The organism is Veillonellaceae bacterium (genome assembly GCA_012523975.1).
Lineage (GTDB): Bacteria > Bacillota > Negativicutes > JAAYSF01 > JAAYSF01 > JAAYSF01.
Genome location: JAAYSF010000075.1, coordinates 1 through 18,489 on the forward strand (window position 1 = coordinate 1; position 18,489 = coordinate 18,489).

An 18,489-nucleotide genomic window follows, 5' to 3' on the forward strand; every position below is an offset into this window, starting at 1 on the left:
CTCCTTAATTTTGGGTGTTAGCAACTTTAATTTTAAGGGAAATTTCACTTTATGCTCGTTTTTTTGCAAAAAAATGTTGAGGTGCTTCCAGCTAGAAGCTGGGTACCCCAACATTTATTATAGAACCAAAATATTGGAATTGGCTAAGCAAAGGTAAAATACTGGAGCAAGAGTCACAAAAAATGCTATAATGTCAGATATACTTACTTTATGAGGTGGAAGATGCACTATAATTTGCCGCAACAATATTTCAGCCGCATTATGCGGGCCGTCATTGAGTTTGACTTGATTGAAGATGGCGATAAAATTCTTATCGGTTTATCTGGGGGAAAAGACAGCTTATTTTTAACCTATGCCTTGGCCATGGCAAAAAAACATATGCCTGTTAAATTCGAACTTTCTGCTATAACTATTGATCCAATGTTCACCGATGATTTTGAAACCAGTGCCTTGGCTAACTTCTGCCAGTCACTTGAAGTACCTTTCTACACTGAAAAGGTTGACATCAGCGGTGTAATAAACAACAATAATGGAAAAGATCCCTGCTTTTCCTGTTCATTTTTTCGGCGTGGCGCTATCAACAAATTTGCCGTAAATAACGGCTTTAACAAAATAGCCTACGCTCATCACCATGACGATGCCGTAGAAACTTTCTTTATGGCGCTGTTAAATTCGGGGCAGTTAAAAACATTTCTGCCAAAGACGTACCTTGATCGAACTAAACTGACTGTTATCAGGCCGTTGATTTATTTCCGTGAGCACGAGCTGAAGGAGACGCCGGCGCTTCATGGGTTCACACCACTCCCCAGCCCCTGCCCGTTAGACGGCAAGACTAAACGGCAGGAAATCAAGGAACTCATCCAATCTTTAAGCAAAATTGATGCTGATATTTACGACCATTTAACTTCAGGAATGCGCATAAGCGCCGTTCAGGAATTATGGCCCGCCCCGATTGACCGCGATCAAATGCTACAAAAGCATATTGCCTTCTGGAAAACACAAAAGAACGTATATAAATAAAGAATGAACTCCGGATTTTCCGGAGTTCATTTTTATTTAATACGTTCGCGTATTTTGTGCCAAAGATGTTTTTCAATAAAACTGCCGTCAATATTATCTTCCATCTCCTTGAACATAGCAAATGGAACAGTAAATGACAATATGTCGGCATCAACCATCGGCCGCACCGTAATGTCGATTAAACCAACTACTGCTCGCTGCGTATCACGACGAGCCTCACTGTATGGCAATAAACAAGTTGCCTGGCAGCCTGACCCAAACGGTATAATCACATTATCAGAAGTTGGCCGGTTATAATTAGCAAGGACAACCAACGCAGACAACTGATCGGCATTAGCATAAAACACTACTAATTGAGGTTTTTCCTGCTCATTGTCAACTTCTGTTAAAGGTTTAAAAACAACATATTGATACGGAATATCTGTCATCGGAAGATTATCTGCGAACTGTTGAGCAAATTCAGGGGTCTTTTTATAGCCTTCTCCAGGCATATAGCCCTCGCCGCGGCCTGTTGATAGGAAATATTCAATGCCGCCCGGGAATTTCGGATAAGCATTGCCGAACCCTAAACCAACTTCCCCGCCAATACAACCGGCAGTCTTACGATCAAAAACGGCGGTACGTCCTTTGGCCGCAGCATTCAGCATGGCAATAACACATCCGCGGCGTCCTTCCATAAACTGCATGGCATTTTCCGGCTTGTTATCGGTAAACATGACGGCCACCGGTTGATAACGAAGCTTTAATTCCCTGGATATACGACTTTCCACAATCATCAGCTCCCTCATTATTTTGTTATCTCACCATGTCAGACACAAATACAAGTTTAATACCGCTCTCCTCAAGCTCAGTTATCATTTCTTGTATAGCCGCAGCAGTAGTAAGGCGAGCATGGCCGATAACTATAACGCTGCCATCACGGAGCGCCATATCACGAGCGATACGCAACTGCCGTTTGACTGCCGCTACATCGTTATCATTATCAATAAATAAGTCATTTGCGGCTGTTTTAACCCCTAACTGCCGCGCCGTTGCCACTCCGACTGACTTACTATTGGTGCGACTGTCAACAAAGAATAGGCTATTTGCCTTAATTACCGAAAGCACCTGCCGCATAACCCGCTGATCGGCTGTAGCCCTTGATCCCTGATGATTATTTATTCCTATGATACCAGGGATAGCTTGGATAGCCCTCGAAACAGTTTCACGGATTTCAGTATCACCCATACCTATACCAATGGTTATCCGTTCCGATTGTTCACTAGCCGCCAAGGGCTCCATCGGCAGATGCAGCATAACTTGATGTCCTGAGCTTATCCCGCGCGTGGCGGCCTCATTACTGCTAGAGCGATATGGAAGCACAGCGAAGGTTAACGGCCGGTCGATAGCTGCAAAAGCGTTTATTGGCTCGCTGCTATAACCAAAATCATCAATAACTATCGCCATTTCACCTTTTGCGCTGACCGGAGGTTTACGGATTTCAACTGCTACTTTTTCCTGCTGGATGTAAACACGATCAGTTATTACCGTTATGACATCACCGGCCAAATTATCAGTAAGACCAATATCCAACCTTACGACGGATAGGCCTTGATAGTTGTCAGGTTGGGCATCAAAAACTTCGCCCCCGACCCCGTTAACCTCCGCAGCGGCACGCTGCCTGATTGTATCAAGATCAGTTCCAGACATACTCACTAATATCTGTCTGGTATGCCAACGGATGGTGCCTTCCACCTGCTGCCTTGGTATTTCCTTATTAGCTTCTTTAACGTCTTGCAGCTTTAGGTTGGCATTACCGATAAAACTGTCTACAGCTTTATGAACCTTTTGTGAGGCAGCTGAATAATCGACCACCGATCCCGCGCCTGTCTTTTCCAGATTATAATTAGGCACTACTTGTTGTCTGCCTTTCGGCGTTTTGCTGTTGTTGTCCGATACAACAAAGTACAAGCCTGCCGTTATTAAGATCATTAGTACTAATATCCAAGGGGCCCGGTTAGTACGTTTTGCCATCGACAAATCTCCTATTGTGATTATTTTCTATATTATTTCAACAAATTGCTGCCAAAATCCTCTCCCCGGCTGAACCATGTATAGCTTCAGACAGACTGAGAATACCTACAAATATGCTAAGAAACCTGACCAATGGCCAGGTTTTAAAAATAAATTATTACTTTTTCCCAACAACTGCGCAGTATATTGCAAAATGGCTTTGTCCATCAATACCTAATGCATTGTTTAGCGCCTCGTCATCAAAAGCTGCGATTGCACAGGTGCCGCAGCCAATCGACTCGCTTGTCAGATAAAGATTTTGACAGACATGGCCAGCATCAAGATGCAAATAACGATAACCGCGGTCGCCGTATTTCCAAGTCATTCTTTCAGTTACCGCCGTCCAAATAAAAGTGACGGCGCTTAACTTTATTGACGGTTGCTTTAAGCAAGCAGCAAAGATTTCATCAGATATCTCTTTCGTCAACTTCACCGGCAGAAGCTTATGTTCGAGCGCCAAGAAACGATATAAGCCAGGCTCGAGGTCTTCCACATTATTCACCAATAAATAGGTCTCAAAAGCGTGGCAAGCCCCTGCCGACGGTACAGTCCGAAATGTTGCTTTATCACCCATTATGCCCTTAACACCCTGAGTGCACCATAGCAAATATGAAAGTTCAGGCAATGTAACCTTCCGTCCGGAAAACTGTCGTGTGCTTGTCCGCAGTTCAATAAACTCCAGCAAGTTTAAATTAATTTCCGGAAATGTCTCAGGGTCCGGCAAGTCAATCAGCGGCAGAGTATTATCATATTCAAGCTGAAGACGCGGCTGAGGTATTCCCTGTTCCTTCCCTGAAGCGTCAAGATATTTATACTGCGTTAACTGCATAAAGTGTTGTCCAATAGTTTTTTCCATATTACTTCCTCCTTTCCTGTAATTCAGTTAATAATTCACTTGGCGTAATATTATGATACGACAGCAGTACCAGACAGTGGTACCAGAGATCAGCCATTTCATATAAGATTTCTGCTTTATTATTGTTCTTTGAAGCTATAATTGTCTCAGCCGACTCTTCACCAACCTTTTTTAGAATCTTATCCTGCCCCTTAGTAAAAAGATAGGTGGTGTACGACCCCTCTTTGGGGTTTTGTTTGCGATCGGCTATAACATCATACAGTTCGTGAAGAATGGCAGCTGCTGACTGCCCGTAAACCTTGCTTACATCAACTATCTTATCAGCACTAATGTCTGTCTCAGCAATTTTTCGGCTAAAGCAGGAAAAAGTCCCTTCATGGCAGGCGGCTCCAGTCTGGTCAACCTTTACCAAAATTGCATCGGCATCACAATCGTAGTAAATTTCTTGAACCTTTTGCACATGGCCCGATGTTTCGCCCTTTTGCCATAATCTTGCCCGGCTGCGGCTGTAAAACCAAGTGACCTTCGTTTCAACTGTCTTTTTTAGGGCTTCTTGATTCATATATGCCAACATTAAAACAGTATTCGTTCTAGCGTCTTGAATTATAGCCGGTACAAGCCCTTGCTTATCAAATTTTATTTGTTCTATGTTCACAGTCTCACCTCTACGTTGCGGGACTTGAGATATTCCTTTACCTGTCTGACAGTAAACTTCCCATAATGAAATACCGAAGCAGCCAAAACCGCATCGGCCTTACCCGCCGTAAGCACATCATAAAAATGGTGAAGTTCTCCGGCACCACCTGAAGCAATAACCGGAACGTCAACTGCCTCCGACACCGCACGCGTCAAAGCAATATCATAACCGTCTTTTGTTCCGTCTTTATCCATACTGGTTAAGAGAATTTCCCCGGCTCCAAGATAGGTCGCCTTTTTTGCCCACTCAATTACATCAAGTCCGGTCGGTGTTCGCCCGCCGTTTATATATACTTCCCATTTGTTATCCCCAGCATGCCTTGCATCAACTGCCAGAACAATGCATTGACGCCCAAACACTTTAGCGCCTTCTGCTAGCAGTTCCGGGTTCTTTACGGCAGCTGTATTAAGTGACACCTTATCGGCTCCGGCTTTTAGTATTGTCCGGATATCATCGAGGGCACGGATGCCACCGCCCACAGTGAATGGAATAAATACTTGGGCCGCCGTCTCCTCGACCACCTGAACTATAGTCTTGCGTTCCTCGCAGGAGGCTGTTATATCTAAAAAAACAAGCTCATCAGCAATTTCTTTGTCATACACCGACGCAAGTTCAACCGGGTCGCCGGCGTCCCTGAGACCTATAAAGTTTGTCCCTTTTACTACACGTCCGTCCTTAACATCAAGACAAGGGATAATCCGCTTGGTATACATTTAATCACTCTCCCCGTGCAACCATAATGGCCTCCGTTAGGTTAAGGCTACCGGTATATATAGCTTTACCAACAATAACGCCTTCAACGCCGTCGTTTGCCGCAGCCTTGACAGCATAAATATCGTCCAAACAACTGACCCCGCCCGAGGCAATAACCTTTATTCCGGCAGTTCTTGCCAAAGTTCCGGTCGCAGCAATATTAACGCCTGCCAACGTGCCGTCGCGAGAAATATCAGTATAAATAATTCGCTCAACGCCAACATCGGCCATTTTCTTTGCTAGTTCCTCGGCTTGAATACCGCCGCTGACACCCCAACCGTCAACAGCTACCTGCCCCTCTCTGGCGTCGATGCCAACAACTATCTTAGCGCCATGTAACCGGCAAGCCTGCTCAACCAGTTCAGGCTTACGGACTGCTACCGAACCAACAATCACTCTGTTGACGCCCGTCTGTAAAACCTCTTCAATATTTTCAAGGGTTCGTATACCGCCCCCTAATTGTATCGGTATATTAACTGATTTAACAATGTCCTTTACTATGTCTAAATTAACCGACTTGCCTGCTAATGCACCATCTAAGTCTACAACATGCAAAAACTCCGCGCCTTGCGCTGCCCACTTTTCGGCCATATCGACCGGATTATCGGCGAAAACGGTTTCCTGATCAAAACGGCCCTCAGTTAGCCTCACGCATTTACCGCCGCGGATATCAATTGCAGGAAATATAATCATAGTTTCAGCTCCTTGAAGTTGGCAAGAATCTTAAGACCTACACTGCTTGATTTTTCCGGATGAAATTGCACGGCTTGGACGTTGCCATATCCAACCGCAGCTGTAACTGTACCGCCATAATTAGCCACAGCAGTGATAATTCCCGGGGCTTTTGGTACTGCGTGATAACTATGCACAAAATATACATATGAATTTGCCGGCATCCCAGCAAAGAGCCGGCTATTAGCTTGAAACTTCAGACTATTCCAGCCCATATGTGGAATCTTAAAGCCCGGCGCCTCAATTTTTCGGACCACTCCGGGAAAAATTTTTAGTCCCTCAACTTCGGGATCCTCTTCACTGCTCTCAAATAATAGCTGCAAACCAAGACAGATTCCCAGAAAAGGAGTACCCCGCTTTATAATATGCCGTATAACTTCTACCAGTTTATAGTCTACGAGGTTTTTCATGCAGTCGCCGAAAGCTCCAACGCCTGGCAAAATTACCTTTTCAGCATTTTCTATTACAGAAGCATCACTGGTTATTACCGTCTCAGCGCCTAGCATGGTAAACGCTTTATGAACACTGTAAAGATTGCCCATACCATAATCAATAATCGCAATCATCTTTTTCAACTCCTTACAGCATTCCTTTAGTCGACATTACACCATTAATCCGAGCATCTAGCCGTGTTGCCTCATCAAGCGCTCTTCCCAGTGCCTTAAACAGAGCTTCCACAATATGATGAGCGTTTTTCCCGGCCAGCATTTTTACATGCAGTGTTAAACCGGCATTATTAGCAAGTGCCCGAAGAAATTCCTCGGTCATTTCACAATCATAATTACCAATGCGATCAGTCTGTACTTCTACGTCATAGACCAAGAACGAACGTCCGCTTATATCTAACGACACCATTACAAGCGCCTCATCCATGGGTACAAACGCTGTTCCATAACGTCTAATGCCAGTCTTATCACCCAGTGCTTTCTTAATCACCTGGCCTAAGACAATTCCCGCATCTTCTATAGTGTGATGGCAGTCAACAAATAAATCTCCATCAGCTTTTAGCTTTAAATCAAACAATCCATGCTTAGCCAGCAATATAAGCATATGATCAAAGAAACCAACACCTGTGCTGATTTCGGCTTTGCCTGATCCGTCGATATTCACTACTGCGGAAATAGCGGTTTCAGCTGTTTTTCTTGACAGCTCGGCAGTTCGCATCCCACTTACCCTCTTTCCATATAAGCTTTTACAGTCTTGATTAATATATCGTTTTCAACCGGAGTGCCGACGGATATTCGTATGCAGTCAGCAAGCTCAGCAGATGAGCTGAAATCCCTTACACCTATTCCCTTATCGGCTAGGTAAGAATTTAGTTCCTTGGCGCGGCAAGTTCTAATCAATATAAAATTAGCTTCCGACGGATAAACATCTATGCCCGGAACCGCCTGTAACGCCTCAGCCATACGATTGCGTTCAGTAATTGTCTGCTGAATGCCTGTGGAAAATTCATCACGCATTTGATAGACAACCTCAGCCGCCGCAAGTGATAAAGCATTAACATGATACGGCATCATTACTTTGCCAACCGCCGCAGTCAGTTCAGGCGAAGCCAGCATATAGCCGACGCGAGCCGACGCCAGACCGTAGGCCTTTGAAAAAGTTCTGGTGACAATTAAGTTCTTATAGTCAGCTAAAAGTCCGACGGCTGATTTTCCGTAAAATTCATAATAGGCTTCATCAACAACGACAGGGCAATCTGCCCGGTTTAGGATGTATTCGATATCTTCCGGCGGCATAACATTACCAGTAGGATTATTAGGGTTGCATAGCATAATAAGACTGGCTTTTGAAGTTCGGGCGGCTTCGACAACTTTATCGCGGTCTAATGAAAAATCAGCATTGAGCGGCACCTGCACCGCCTTGCTGTCAGCCATTTTAACATAGATGCCATACATCGAAAATGATGGCGTCGGGTATACAATGCTATTCGCTGATCCGCCCAGTGCATGGCAAAGAGCCAGCAATATTTCACTTGAGCCGCTGCCGATTATAACATGATCGATTGTTAAGCTGAATTCGCGGGCAATTTGTTCCCGAAGTCCAATCATCCCCATCTCAGGATAACGGTTAAACGCCAGAAATGACAGCTTGCTTATTACCTTCTCCTGCACTAGCGGCGGCAAATTCACCGGACTTTCATTTGCATCCAGTTTAATATCCCATTCTTTTTCCTCAACTGTATATGTCGGTAGCGTTTCTAGCCCTGCTCGAAATTTCCACATATTATCCCCTCACTCTTATTGCATTGGCGTGTGCTGTCAGCCCTTCAGCTTCAGCTAGTTTAATAATATCTGAGCTTGCCTGAAACAGGGCTTTTTGAGTATACGCAATAATACTTGTCTTTTTCATAAATGTTTCAACATTTAATACCGAATAAAAGCGAGCCGTGCCGCCAGTCGGCAAAACGTGGTTCGGACCGGCATAATAATCACCCAATGGTTCCGGGGAGTATGGTCCTAAGAAGACCGCGCCAGCATTACGAACATACGGTAGCATGGTCATCGGCTCAGCGGTCAGTATTTCCAAATGTTCAGGTGCTGATATATTGGCAAGTTCCATAGCTTCCATAATATTTTGGGTAACAATTATCAGTCCATTCCTATCAAGCGCCGCTGCCGCTATTTCCCGCCGCGGCAGTTTAGCCAACTGAGCGTGCACTTCAACTTCAATACTTTTGGCCAGTTCAGCGCTATCGGTTATTACAATGCTAGAAGCCAAAACATCATGTTCGGCCTGACTTAACATATCCGCCGCAACATAACTCGGATTCGCAGTACTATCAGCTACTATTAAGATTTCGCTTGGCCCGGCTAGCATATCAATATCGCAGCAGCCGTAAACGGCCTTTTTGGCCAAAGTAACAAAAATATTGCCTGGTCCGGTAATTTTATCCACGCGGGGGACGTTTGCCGTCCCAAATGCTAACGCGGCAATAGCTTGGGCGCCGCCGATCTTAAAGATTCTCGCAACACCGGCGATTTTTGCTGCGGCCAGAACGTACGGATTTACACTTCCATCACGCGACGGAGGAACAACCATGATAATTTCCTTCACCCCGGCTACATCGGCTGGAATAGCATTCATAAGCACCGAAGACGGGTAACTAGCAGTACCGCCTGGTACATAAATTCCAACCCGATCAAGCGGGATACAGCTTTGCCCAAGTATTGAACCATGATCGCGATAGGTTAGCCAGGATTTGGGCACCTGTTCTTCATGAAAGCGACGAACGTTCGCCGCAGCTCGTTCGAGAGCTCTTAATATATGCGGATCGGCATTTTTAACAGCTTCATTAATTTCAAACTGAGTTACTTCTATAGTCTTCGCTGTAAGGGCGACTCCATCAAAGATTTCGGTATAGGAGAATACTGCCTCATCACCCTTCTCCCGTACATCGCCGACAATTCTATCGACAACCTCGGCAGCTGTAAGTTCGGCACCGAAAGTGGTTTTAATCCTAGCTTTTGCACCTTCTCCCAAAGGTACTTTATCAAAGGAAGGCTTAGCCAACAGAGTTCTTATTTCTTCAATAGTTAATTCACTAGTAAATACGGTTCTCATATACCGCCCTCGCTTTCCATAAGCAGCTTAAGATCCTCAGCCATCTTATTTATGCGGTCAAATTTCATCTTAAAGCTTACGCGATTTGCTATAAACCGAGCTGTAGCCGGGTGGATTTGAGCTACCTCGATAAGCTGATTCTCTTTCAAGGTCCGGCCGGTTTCTACTATATCAACAATCATTTCAGCTAGGCCAACCATTGGGGCCAGTTCAATTGAGCCGTTAAGCTTAATAATTTCCATCTGAATTCCCAGGCTATTAAAGAAACGTTCAGCAATCTTAGGATATTTTGTAGCAACCCGCATGTGTGCATAATCGCTTATTTTTTCTTGTTTCAAGGCTTGCGGCACTGCAACCATAAGGCGGCAAAAGCCGAACTTTAGATCAAGTAGTTCATATACATCTTTGCCTTCTTCCAGCAAAACATCTTTACCGATTATACCAACGTCGGCTGCACCGTATTCAACATAGGTCGGCAAATCAGCTGTCTTAGTTATGATAAAACGGATTTTTTCCTGTTCGTTCGTAATAACTAATTTTCGAGATTTCTCACTCAAACCTTCAGCGGTATAGCCGATATCATTCAGCATTTTAGCCGAGGGTGCAAATAACTTGCCTTTTGGCAGTGCAATGGTTAAATAATTTAAATCGCTTGATGTCATACGGCCTCTCACAACCCTTTAGTTATTTAAAGTATTAATATATTGAATATAGTAACACTATCATAAATATTCGTCAAGCAACATTGTAGGATTTTTTATGAATACGTAGAAGTATTTAACAAAATACTATTGGTGAAGAAGGGGGACTATTTCTGTGCCCACATTAAATATTGTTGTACTTAATAAACTTGCCGAGCGCCATCTTACCGCAATAAAAAATATAGTACCGCTTAGCAATATCATTACTGTCGAACAAGAAGATGCTGTCAACTACATTGCTGATTGCGACATTCTCGTCGCATGGGGGTGGATGGATATTCGCCCGCTGTTAAGCAGTGCGCCCAACTTAAAATGGATACACTCACTTAGCGCCGGTGTCGAAAATATGATAACACCAGAGCTCCAGTCCGCCGCTGCAATCCTCACAAATTCTAAGGGCATTCACGGCATTCCGGTTTCAGAGCATGTTCTCGCCTTAATGCTGGCCTTTAGCCGCGGTTTAAATTATTTTGTCCGCCACCAAATCGATAAGCAATGGAAACGCGCTCATGTAGATGAAATTCACGGTAAAACAATCGGCATCGTTGGTCTTGGCAGTATCGGACGGGAAATCGCCAAAAAAGCCAAAGGTCTTGGAATGGATGTAGTCGCCGTTAAAAGGCAGCCTACTACCGAGCTGTTTGTTGATAAATTGTTTGCTCCCGAGGCTTTAGATGAAATGCTGTCAGTTTCAGATTTTGTCGTTGCCGCACTGCCGCTCCTGCCTGATACCAAGGAATATTTTAAACTCGAACAATTTGCCGCTATGAAAAAATCGGCCTACTTTATTAACATTGCCCGCGGCGGTATCGTACGTGAAGCCGATCTAATTACAGCTCTGAAGGACGGCTTGATTAAAGGCGCCGGGCTGGACGTATTCGAACACGAACCGCTCAGCGAAGACTCACCGCTCTGGGATATGCCGAATGTTATTCTTACCCCGCATCTAGCTGCCCTCTCACCGTATTATCTTGATAGGGCTGTTAAATTATTCGCCGAAAATCTTGGACGTTTTGCCAAAAACGACGAAATGCAAAATTTGATTGATAAAATAAAGGGCTACTAAGTTAGTGCATGTTGTCGGCCATCTTAAGTATACGAAGCTCCGGCGGATCGGTATCCGCCGGAGCTTTATGGTGTATGCCCACAATTTCAACAACCCGCGGATCCTCGTTAATAGCACTCAACAGAGCGGCGCTTCGCTCAGGATGATGAAAGTATATATAAAAAGCGTGGCGCATATTATTTAGTATAGTGCCCTTCCCTGCTCTACCCCACTGTTTAGCCCATTTACCGTTAAGCTTATGCGCAATAACAGTCAGTATTTTATCAATAGTGCTGACATCACCTTTTACTTTACCAACGTCATGCAGCAGCGCGCTTTTAATTAATATCGTGCTGTTAATCTGCGGCTGCCCCAAAGCAAGTTTAAGTGCTGAATAGGCAACATTGAGCGCGTGTCTTTGATCCGGCAAATTCATGCCCCAAAATAGTTTTTGTTCCCGCTCATTAAGATGTTTGGCAATAAAAATTCGGTCTTTGTCTGTTATCTTAGCAGTAAGCGCCGCAGCAACTTGCTTCACTCGATTTAGCATTAATTTAATCACCTATATAAACTAGTTTCCCATAACCCTTAGAAACTTGCATTGAGGCCGCTTCAGCCTGCGATTGGGGAATTAGAGCTAGTTCAACAATCTTACCGCCCCGCCTCTGTTCTTCGGCATAAGCTATAGCCTCCTTAAGCATACCCTCGCTCCACCCAATATAAATATCTTTTGAATCCGGAGACATAGCTATACCTTGGCGCTCCATAGCGAGCATAATTCTTTCTATTCCTAAAGCAAAGCCTGTTGCCGGCCAGTCAGCACCAAACGATCCGGCCATTCTATCATATCGGCCGCCCCCGCATAAAGGAAATCCTAAACCTGGCGTATATCCCTCAAAAACCATTCCAGTATAGTATTCAAAATTACGAATAATTCCTAAATCAAAATTTACATATTTTCCTACTCCGTAATTTTTTAAGATACTGTATATTTCACTAAGGTTATCAAGCGCCTTCCGGCTGGTTTCATTAGTAATCATGCTATAAGATTGGCTTAGCATATCTTCACGTCCATGAAGAACGGGTACTTGCTTAAGCAATTTTTGGGCGGCAGGGCAGAGCCCGCTATTGCTCAGAATTTCACCTAATCCAACTAAGTCGCGATTAACCAAGGCTTGTTTAACAGCCTGGCGCTGAGCCGACGTTAGTTGATATTCATTCATAATACCATTGATAAACTCGACTTGCCCTAAACTAACCTGAAAATTAGTCAGTCCGGCCTCAAGCATCGCCTCGATAGCAAGAGCTATAACTTCGGCATCGGCTGTGGCCTCCGAACGGCCTAATAATTCTACGCCGGCCTGGTAAAATTCGCATTGACGCCCAGCTTGCGCTTCCTCATACCGAAAAACATTTGTTAAGTAAAAGATTTTTAACGGCAGAGTATTCTCCCGCAGCCTAGTTGCGGCTACTCGGACGATTGGTGTAGTCATATCCGGTCTGAGCGCTAATATGCGATTGTTTTTATCAAGAAATTTAAACATATTATTCTGAAGGTCACCGGAGCTCCCCACCGTTAACGTTTCCAAATATTCAAAAGTCGGTGTGACAACTTCGTCGTAGCCCCAACCGGCAAAAAGCTTACTAAATGAAGCTTCAATATTACGCTTGCGGTTAGCATCCCGTGGTAACAGATCTCTTGTCCCGTAAGGAATTTTTGGTACAAATGCTTCATTGTTCATTAATGTTCCAACCTTTCTGTTCTTTCAGCAGTAGTCTTAAGGCTGCTGATCTCCCAAGCGTTCTAAAACAATCTTATAACCGTCCGCACCATAATGTAGGCACCTTTTGACACGACTGATGGTTGCAGTACTGGCTCCCGTCCTGGCAACAATATCATCATAAGTATGACCAAATTTTAGCATGCGGGCTACTTCCAACCGTTGGGCTAATGCCTTTAATTCACTGATTGTACAAATATCTTCAAAGAATTGATAGCATTCTTCCTCATTCTTCAACAATAAAATGGCCTTAGCCAGTTGATCGGTCAATGCATCCTTAAGCTTAGGATTAACAGACATGTCCATACGCTCCTTTTCAATAATGCCCTATATTGTTCTATCATTTCGTTCTAAATCTAATATTTTCCTGCTTTATTACTTTTATTCTTTAATTTGTGAAATCATAACTTTATTTTTAAAAACCCTTGACACCGCTTTTCTAATAGTGCTATTATTATTTCTATCAACTGAATACTGATTTACTTTCATCAAGAGTTGGCTGAGGGACTGGCCCAATGACGCCGCGGCAACCATTCGCTTTCATAAGCGAAAACGGTGCCAATTCCTACAGGATTAATCCTGGCAGATGAAGAGTAGCGTAGTCTATTATACGTTTCTTCATTTGTGAAGAAACGTTTTTCTATTCTTAGTTTAAGGATTGAAAGGAGCAATTATAAATGATTAAGTTGACCGGCATAAAAAAGGTTTATAAAGGCGCTAATGGTCCTGTTCCGGCGCTAGACGGAGTTAATCTCAATATTAACCAAGGTGAAATTTTCGGCGTTATCGGTAAAAGCGGCGCCGGTAAAAGCACTTTGATCAGATGTATAAATATGCTAGAGCGTCCTACCGAAGGCAGCGTTATCGTCGACGGTCAAAACCTTGTTGAAATGTCTGAGCAAAAACTACGTGACGCCCGCAAAAAGATTGGAATGATTTTCCAACACTTTAATCTCCTCTCTTCAAGGACTGTATTTGATAATGTTGCGTTCCCCCTTGAGCTGGCCGGAGCAAGCAAAGAAACTATCCAAAAAGAAGTAAACCATCTGCTTGACTTAGTTGGTCTGGCTGATAAAAGAGACCAGTATCCAGCACAACTAAGCGGCGGTCAAAAACAGCGGGTCGGCATCGCCCGGGCGCTGGCCAATAATCCGAAAGTATTGCTTTGCGATGAAGCAACATCGGCCCTAGATCCTCAGACAACAAAGTCTATCCTCAAACTGTTAAAAAACATAAATCAAAAACTAAATCTTACTATTGTTCTTATAACTCATGAGATGAATGTTATTAAAGAAATTTGTGACAGGGTAGCTGTTATCGAAAATGGCGGTATTATTGAGCAAGGCAATGTAATCGATATCTTTACCAAGCCGCAGGCAGATACAACCCGGGAGTTTATCAGCTCAATTATTAATCACGACTTGCCGGATATCCTGGCAGATATATCTTTTTCACCGGTACCTTTGCCTGAAAGTAATTTGGTTCTGCGGATTTCCTTCTTTGGTCATTCTACCGAAGAGCCGATTATCGCAAGCATGATTCGCCGCTTCAATGTGGACGCCAGTATCCTGTACGGCAATATAGACCATATTCAGAATACTCCGTTTGGCACCTTAATAATTGAATTATCCGGCTCACAAAACAGTATTCAAAATGCTTTGAACTATTTGCAGACCCGAGAATTAGGAATAGAGGTGATTGGTTATGTCGCAAGAGATAATCGTGTTGCTGGGTAACGCTCTTTGGGAAACAACTTATATGGTAGCCGCATCAACAATTATTTCAATAATCCTGGGAGTTCCGTTAGGCGTTATTCTGGTTACAACTGATAAAGGGCATATCTTGGAAAACATACCGTTTAACCGTATCTTGGGATCTATCGTTAACGCGACCCGCTCAACACCGTTTATCATTTTGATGGTTGCAATAATTCCATTAACCCGTTTAATTGTAGGAACATCTATCGGAACAGAAGCAGCCATCGTTCCTTTAAGTATTGCCGCTATACCGTTTTTGGCCAGAGTTGTTGAATCAGCCCTCAAAGAAGTTGACTATGGTCTGATTGAAGCGGCTCAGGCGATGGGCGCATCGCCGCGCGAGATAATTTCTAAGGTACTAATTCCTGAAGCAATGCCTTCAATCGTTTTAGGTCTTACATTGACTATCATCAGTCTGATTGGTTACTCAGCTATGGCCGGTGCTGTCGGCGGAGGCGGCTTAGGCGATTTGGCCATTAGATATGGCTACCAACGGTTTAGGGTAGATATCATGCTAGCCACTGTAATCATCTTGATTGCCCAAGTACAGATAGTTCAATCCTGCGGCGACTATTTCGCCCGCCGGCTTAATAAAAAATAAATCCCAAAGAGGAGCTGTTATCGTGCCCACCACGCCGAGCGATTTGCAATTAAAATTCGCATCAGAAAAAGCCAGTCACTTTACTGAATCGGTTATTAGGGAAATGTCCCGCATCGCCGCCGCCCACAATGCAGTTAACTTGGCGCAGGGATTTCCCGACTTTCCTGCTCCGCACGAAATTAAGCAGGCTGCTGTTGACGCAATTTGGTCTGACCATAATCAGTATGCAATTACATGGGGAACTAAAGCGCTAAGAGACTCAATTGCCTGGAAAACAAAACGTGATTATAAAGTAGATCTTGATCCTGAGCGCCAAATAACTGTTTGCTGCGGATCAACTGAAGGAATGATAGCGACACTTTTAGCTACCGTCAATCCTGGAGAAGAAGTTATTATTTTTGAACCCTTTTACGAAAACTATGGACCTGATGTAATTCTCTGCGGAGCAACCCCAAAATACATTAAGCTCAAGCCACCATCTTTCAGTTTTGATTATGATGAACTCCGGGCAGCATTTTCCGACCGTACCAGGGCAATCATCATCAATACTCCTAATAACCCGACTGGCAAAGTATTCACCCACGACGAGCTGACACTAATAGCCGACTTATGCATTAAGCATGATGCCTTAGCAATCACTGATGAAATTTATGAGCACATTTTATACGATAATGCAAAACATATTCCGCTCTGGACTTTGCCAGGTATGGCTGACCGCACAGTAGCCATTAACAGTATCTCTAAAACTTTCAGTGTTACCGGCTGGCGAATTGGTTTCGTTACCGCATCACCGGAAATCACTCAGTCAATCCGAAAGGTTCACGATTTCCTGACCGTTGGCGCAGCTGCTCCACTCCAAACAGCCGCCGCCCAGGCGATGCGGTTCCCAACAGAATATTATCATGGACTTTCTGAATTCTACCGCGAGCGGCGCGATTATCTGCTTAGCGAACTAACTAAGCTTGGGTTTAACTGTATCTCCCCCGCAGGCGCTTACTACATCATGGCTGATATTACACCGTTCGGTTATGATGATGATGTCGCCTTCGCCAAGTTTCTAGCCGAGAAGATTGGCGTAGCTGTAGTACCCGGTTCAAGCTTTTACCGCAATGAGACCCCTGACGGCAAAAAGTTTGTCCGCTTCTGCTTCTGTAAAGAGATGTCTACTTTAAAGACTGCGGTTGAACGACTGCAAAAACTTCGTGCGTAAGGATCTCAATCCATACCGATAAATTAAATTAATAGGAGGCTATTTTAATGAAGAAAATTGTACTGTTAGTAATTGCTCTGGTATCATTGTCTGTCTTATTTGCTGGCTGTAGCAGCAATAAACCTGCGGCTCCTGCCGGCAAGACCGTCGTAAAAGTCGGTGCAACACCTCTTCCGCATTCCGAAATTCTTAATTTCATTAAACCAATGCTTGACAAAGAAGGCGTCGACCTTCAAATTGTTGAAATGACTGATTATGTTCGTCCCAACCTAGCAGTAGCTGACAAGGAACTTGATGCAAACTTCTTCCAGCACACTCCGTACCTTGATAAATTCAGCACTGAACGCAATCTGCAGTTAGTTAATGCTGCCGGTATCCACATCGAACCAATGGGCGTATACTCGAGAACCTTAAAAAACCTAAACGATATTAAAAATGGCGCTCAAATCGCTATCCCGAATGACCCGACTAATGGCGGCCGTGCTTTAGCGCTTCTAGCCAAAGCCGGTCTTATTAAACTTAAAGAAGGCGTAACTATCGAAGCTACTGTAACTGATATTACTGAAAACCCAAAAAATATTAAAATCCGTGAGCTTGAAGCTCCGCAGCTTCCCCGTTCGCTTGAAGATGTCGATGCGGCTGTTATCAATACCAACTACGCCCTTGAAGCCAAGCTGGTTCCAACCAAAGATGCTTTGTTTATTGAACAGCAAGATTCTCCTTACGTAAATATATTGGTTGTTCGCAAAGGTGACGAAACCAGACCTGAAATCCAAAAACTTGTAAACGTATTAAAATCCGAAGAAGTAAAAAAATTCATCAATGAAAAGTATAACGGCGCTATCGTTCCGGCATTTTAATCAGGAGGCCTACGATGAAAAAATTCACTAAACTGACTGCTGTTCTGCTCGTACTCCTGTTTGCACTAGGTATAACCGCCGGTTGCAGTAAACAGAGCACTCCCGGCGCAGATAAGCCCTTAAAAGTCGGCGTTACCGCCGGTCCCCATGCCGAAGTCATGGACGTAGTAAAGAAAGTAGCTGAAAAAGACGGTCTTAAAATTGAGGTAATAGAATTTAACGACTATATCCAGCCTAATGTCGCTTTATTCCAAGGCGATATCGACGCTAATAGTTTCCAGCATCAGCCTTACCTTGATAATATCATTCAGGATCGTAACTATGATATAGTATCGGTTGCCAAGACAGTAATTTTTCCAATGGGTATTTACTCCAAAAAAATTAAAAGTCTAAATGAAATACAGGCTGGCGCAGTTGTTGCCATCCCTAATGACCCAACTAACGGTGGCCGTGCCCTCTTACTATTAGAGAAACTCGGTCTTATCAAACTCAAACCAAATGTCGGCATCAGTGCGGCAGTAACAGATATTGCTGAAAACCCGAAAAATCTTAAAATTAAAGAACTTGAGGCCGCTCAGATACCTCGCTCATTAGATGATATCGACTTCGCGGCAATCAATACCAATTATGCTATGACAGCCGGCCTTATCCCCAATAAAGACGCAATCGCTTTAGAGGACTTAAATTCTCCATACGCTAATTTAATTGCGGTAAAGGCTGCCAATAAAGATAATCCGGCTGTACAGAAATTAGTTAAGGCATACCAGTCTGATGAAGTTAAAAAGTTCATCCAAGAACACTTCAAAGGCTCAGTATCCCCAGCCTGGTAAAAGGCGCTAAAAAACCTGACCTATTCT

Annotated in this window: 21 protein-coding genes and 1 riboswitch; of the genes, 7 read left to right on the forward strand and 14 right to left on the reverse strand. The window is 43.9% G+C overall.

What is annotated here, in order from left to right; translation table 11 throughout:
- Positions 1-222: 222 nt before the first annotated feature.
- On the forward strand, positions 223-1,020 hold the full coding sequence (locus tag GX348_10515; protein ID NLP42602.1) for a tRNA 2-thiocytidine biosynthesis protein TtcA: 798 nt from the start codon (positions 223-225) through the stop codon (positions 1,018-1,020).
- Between the two features lie 32 nt (positions 1,021-1,052).
- Here the strand turns inward: GX348_10515 and GX348_10520 are convergent, their stop codons facing one another.
- The 11 genes from GX348_10520 to GX348_10570 form a co-directional block, all read right to left on the reverse strand.
- A complete protein-coding gene (locus tag GX348_10520) occupies positions 1,053-1,790 on the reverse strand; it encodes a DUF169 domain-containing protein (protein NLP42603.1) in 738 nt (245 codons plus the stop codon).
- A 25-nt stretch (positions 1,791-1,815) separates the two neighbouring features.
- On the reverse strand, positions 1,816-3,033 hold the full coding sequence (locus tag GX348_10525; GenBank protein NLP42604.1) for a divergent polysaccharide deacetylase family protein: 1,218 nt from the start codon (positions 3,031-3,033) through the stop codon (positions 1,816-1,818).
- A 157-nt stretch (positions 3,034-3,190) separates the two neighbouring features.
- A complete protein-coding gene (locus GX348_10530) occupies positions 3,191-3,928 on the reverse strand; it encodes a SagB/ThcOx family dehydrogenase (GenBank protein ID NLP42605.1) in 738 nt (245 codons plus the stop codon).
- A 1-nt stretch (position 3,929) separates the two neighbouring features.
- The gene (locus GX348_10535) at positions 3,930-4,583 is read right to left on the reverse strand and encodes a bifunctional phosphoribosyl-AMP cyclohydrolase/phosphoribosyl-ATP diphosphatase HisIE (protein NLP42606.1); all 654 of its coding nucleotides are present in this window, start codon (positions 4,581-4,583) and stop codon (positions 3,930-3,932) included.
- Entirely contained in the window at positions 4,580-5,338 is a 759-nt protein-coding gene (gene hisF / locus GX348_10540) for an imidazole glycerol phosphate synthase subunit HisF (protein ID NLP42607.1), read from the reverse strand. Before hisF ends, GX348_10535 begins: the two co-directional genes overlap by 4 nt.
- A 4-nt stretch (positions 5,339-5,342) precedes the next feature.
- Positions 5,343-6,071 carry a 1-(5-phosphoribosyl)-5-[(5-phosphoribosylamino)methylideneamino]imidazole-4-carboxamide isomerase gene (hisA, locus tag GX348_10545; protein NLP42608.1) on the reverse strand — a complete coding sequence of 243 codons (729 nt, stop codon included), beginning with the start codon at positions 6,069-6,071 and terminating at the stop codon, positions 5,343-5,345.
- Complete coding sequence (gene hisH, locus GX348_10550; GenBank protein NLP42609.1) at positions 6,068-6,676, reverse strand: imidazole glycerol phosphate synthase subunit HisH; 609 nt, start codon at positions 6,674-6,676, stop codon at positions 6,068-6,070. The genes hisA and hisH overlap by 4 nt, the downstream gene beginning before the upstream one ends.
- Before the next feature lie 13 nt (positions 6,677-6,689).
- Complete coding sequence (hisB, locus tag GX348_10555; protein NLP42610.1) at positions 6,690-7,274, reverse strand: imidazoleglycerol-phosphate dehydratase HisB; 585 nt, start codon at positions 7,272-7,274, stop codon at positions 6,690-6,692.
- 5 nt (positions 7,275-7,279) lie between these two features.
- Positions 7,280-8,338 carry a histidinol-phosphate transaminase gene (gene hisC, locus GX348_10560; protein NLP42611.1) on the reverse strand — a complete coding sequence of 353 codons (1,059 nt, stop codon included), beginning with the start codon at positions 8,336-8,338 and terminating at the stop codon, positions 7,280-7,282.
- Between the two features lies 1 nt (position 8,339).
- Positions 8,340-9,677 carry a histidinol dehydrogenase gene (gene hisD / locus GX348_10565; protein ID NLP42612.1) on the reverse strand — a complete coding sequence of 446 codons (1,338 nt, stop codon included), beginning with the start codon at positions 9,675-9,677 and terminating at the stop codon, positions 8,340-8,342.
- Positions 9,674-10,339, reverse strand: a complete 666-nt coding sequence (locus tag GX348_10570) for an ATP phosphoribosyltransferase (protein ID NLP42613.1) — start codon at positions 10,337-10,339, stop codon at positions 9,674-9,676. The genes hisD and GX348_10570 overlap by 4 nt, the downstream gene beginning before the upstream one ends.
- Positions 10,340-10,493: 154 nt before the next feature.
- Here GX348_10570 and GX348_10575 point away from each other — a divergent pair, with 154 nt between their 5' ends.
- Positions 10,494-11,444 carry a D-2-hydroxyacid dehydrogenase gene (locus GX348_10575; GenBank protein ID NLP42614.1) on the forward strand — a complete coding sequence of 317 codons (951 nt, stop codon included), beginning with the start codon at positions 10,494-10,496 and terminating at the stop codon, positions 11,442-11,444.
- Position 11,445: 1 nt separating this feature from the next.
- On the opposite strand, the gene GX348_10580 is transcribed toward GX348_10575, so the two are convergent.
- The 3 genes from GX348_10580 to GX348_10590 are packed head-to-tail and all read right to left on the reverse strand — an operon-like array spanning position 11,446 to position 13,504.
- Complete coding sequence (locus tag GX348_10580; GenBank protein ID NLP42615.1) at positions 11,446-11,973, reverse strand: HD domain-containing protein; 528 nt, start codon at positions 11,971-11,973, stop codon at positions 11,446-11,448.
- Positions 11,974-11,977: 4 nt separating this feature from the next.
- Positions 11,978-13,165: an ATP phosphoribosyltransferase regulatory subunit gene (gene hisZ, locus GX348_10585; GenBank protein NLP42616.1), complete on the reverse strand. Its 1,188-nt coding sequence runs from the start codon at positions 13,163-13,165 to the stop codon at positions 11,978-11,980.
- Between the two features lie 36 nt (positions 13,166-13,201).
- Positions 13,202-13,504, reverse strand: a complete 303-nt coding sequence (locus tag GX348_10590) for a hypothetical protein (GenBank protein ID NLP42617.1) — start codon at positions 13,502-13,504, stop codon at positions 13,202-13,204.
- A gap of 182 nt (positions 13,505-13,686) precedes the next feature.
- A riboswitch (SAM riboswitch) is annotated at positions 13,687-13,797 on the forward strand.
- Positions 13,798-13,881: 84 nt separating this feature from the next.
- On the opposite strand from GX348_10590, the gene GX348_10595 reads away from it, so the two are divergent.
- The 5 genes from GX348_10595 (at position 13,882) to GX348_10615 (ending at position 18,462) form a co-directional block, all read left to right on the forward strand.
- Positions 13,882-14,940: a methionine ABC transporter ATP-binding protein gene (locus GX348_10595; protein NLP42618.1), complete on the forward strand. Its 1,059-nt coding sequence runs from the start codon at positions 13,882-13,884 to the stop codon at positions 14,938-14,940.
- Positions 14,909-15,562, forward strand: a complete 654-nt coding sequence (locus tag GX348_10600; GenBank protein NLP42619.1) for an ABC transporter permease — start codon at positions 14,909-14,911, stop codon at positions 15,560-15,562. Before GX348_10595 ends, GX348_10600 begins: the two co-directional genes overlap by 32 nt.
- Positions 15,563-15,665: 103 nt before the next feature.
- Positions 15,666-16,772, forward strand: a complete 1,107-nt coding sequence (locus tag GX348_10605; GenBank protein ID NLP42620.1) for an aminotransferase class I/II-fold pyridoxal phosphate-dependent enzyme — start codon at positions 15,666-15,668, stop codon at positions 16,770-16,772.
- Positions 16,773-16,819: 47 nt separating this feature from the next.
- A complete protein-coding gene (locus tag GX348_10610; protein ID NLP42621.1) occupies positions 16,820-17,632 on the forward strand; it encodes a MetQ/NlpA family ABC transporter substrate-binding protein in 813 nt (270 codons plus the stop codon).
- Between the two features lie 14 nt (positions 17,633-17,646).
- On the forward strand, positions 17,647-18,462 hold the full coding sequence (locus GX348_10615; GenBank protein NLP42622.1) for a MetQ/NlpA family ABC transporter substrate-binding protein: 816 nt from the start codon (positions 17,647-17,649) through the stop codon (positions 18,460-18,462).
- The last annotated feature ends 27 nt before the right edge of the window (positions 18,463-18,489 follow it).

Bases quoted from the DNA above. Each gene is read 5' to 3' on its own strand.
- GX348_10515 (NLP42602.1), top strand. From the start codon at position 223: ATGCACTATAATTTGCCGCAACAATATTTCAGCCGCATTATGCGGGCC.
- GX348_10525 (NLP42604.1), bottom strand. From the start codon at position 3,033: ATGGCAAAACGTACTAACCGGGCCCCTTGGATATTAGTACTAATGATC.
- GX348_10530 (NLP42605.1), bottom strand. From the start codon at position 3,928: ATGGAAAAAACTATTGGACAACACTTTATGCAGTTAACGCAGTATAAA.
- hisF (NLP42607.1), bottom strand. From the start codon at position 5,338: ATGTATACCAAGCGGATTATCCCTTGTCTTGATGTTAAGGACGGACGT.
- hisA (NLP42608.1), bottom strand. From the start codon at position 6,071: ATGATTATATTTCCTGCAATTGATATCCGCGGCGGTAAATGCGTGAGG.
- hisH (NLP42609.1), bottom strand. From the start codon at position 6,676: ATGATTGCGATTATTGATTATGGTATGGGCAATCTTTACAGTGTTCAT.
- hisB (NLP42610.1), bottom strand. From the start codon at position 7,274: ATGCGAACTGCCGAGCTGTCAAGAAAAACAGCTGAAACCGCTATTTCC.
- hisC (NLP42611.1), bottom strand. From the start codon at position 8,338: ATGTGGAAATTTCGAGCAGGGCTAGAAACGCTACCGACATATACAGTT.
- hisD (NLP42612.1), bottom strand. From the start codon at position 9,677: ATGAGAACCGTATTTACTAGTGAATTAACTATTGAAGAAATAAGAACT.
- GX348_10570 (NLP42613.1), bottom strand. From the start codon at position 10,339: ATGACATCAAGCGATTTAAATTATTTAACCATTGCACTGCCAAAAGGC.
- GX348_10580 (NLP42615.1), bottom strand. From the start codon at position 11,973: ATGCTAAATCGAGTGAAGCAAGTTGCTGCGGCGCTTACTGCTAAGATA.
- hisZ (NLP42616.1), bottom strand. From the start codon at position 13,165: ATGAACAATGAAGCATTTGTACCAAAAATTCCTTACGGGACAAGAGAT.
- GX348_10590 (NLP42617.1), bottom strand. From the start codon at position 13,504: ATGTCTGTTAATCCTAAGCTTAAGGATGCATTGACCGATCAACTGGCT.
- GX348_10595 (NLP42618.1), top strand. From the start codon at position 13,882: ATGATTAAGTTGACCGGCATAAAAAAGGTTTATAAAGGCGCTAATGGT.
- GX348_10600 (NLP42619.1), top strand. From the start codon at position 14,909: ATGTCGCAAGAGATAATCGTGTTGCTGGGTAACGCTCTTTGGGAAACA.
- GX348_10605 (NLP42620.1), top strand. From the start codon at position 15,666: ATGTCCCGCATCGCCGCCGCCCACAATGCAGTTAACTTGGCGCAGGGA.
- GX348_10610 (NLP42621.1), top strand. From the start codon at position 16,820: ATGAAGAAAATTGTACTGTTAGTAATTGCTCTGGTATCATTGTCTGTC.
- GX348_10615 (NLP42622.1), top strand. From the start codon at position 17,647: ATGAAAAAATTCACTAAACTGACTGCTGTTCTGCTCGTACTCCTGTTT.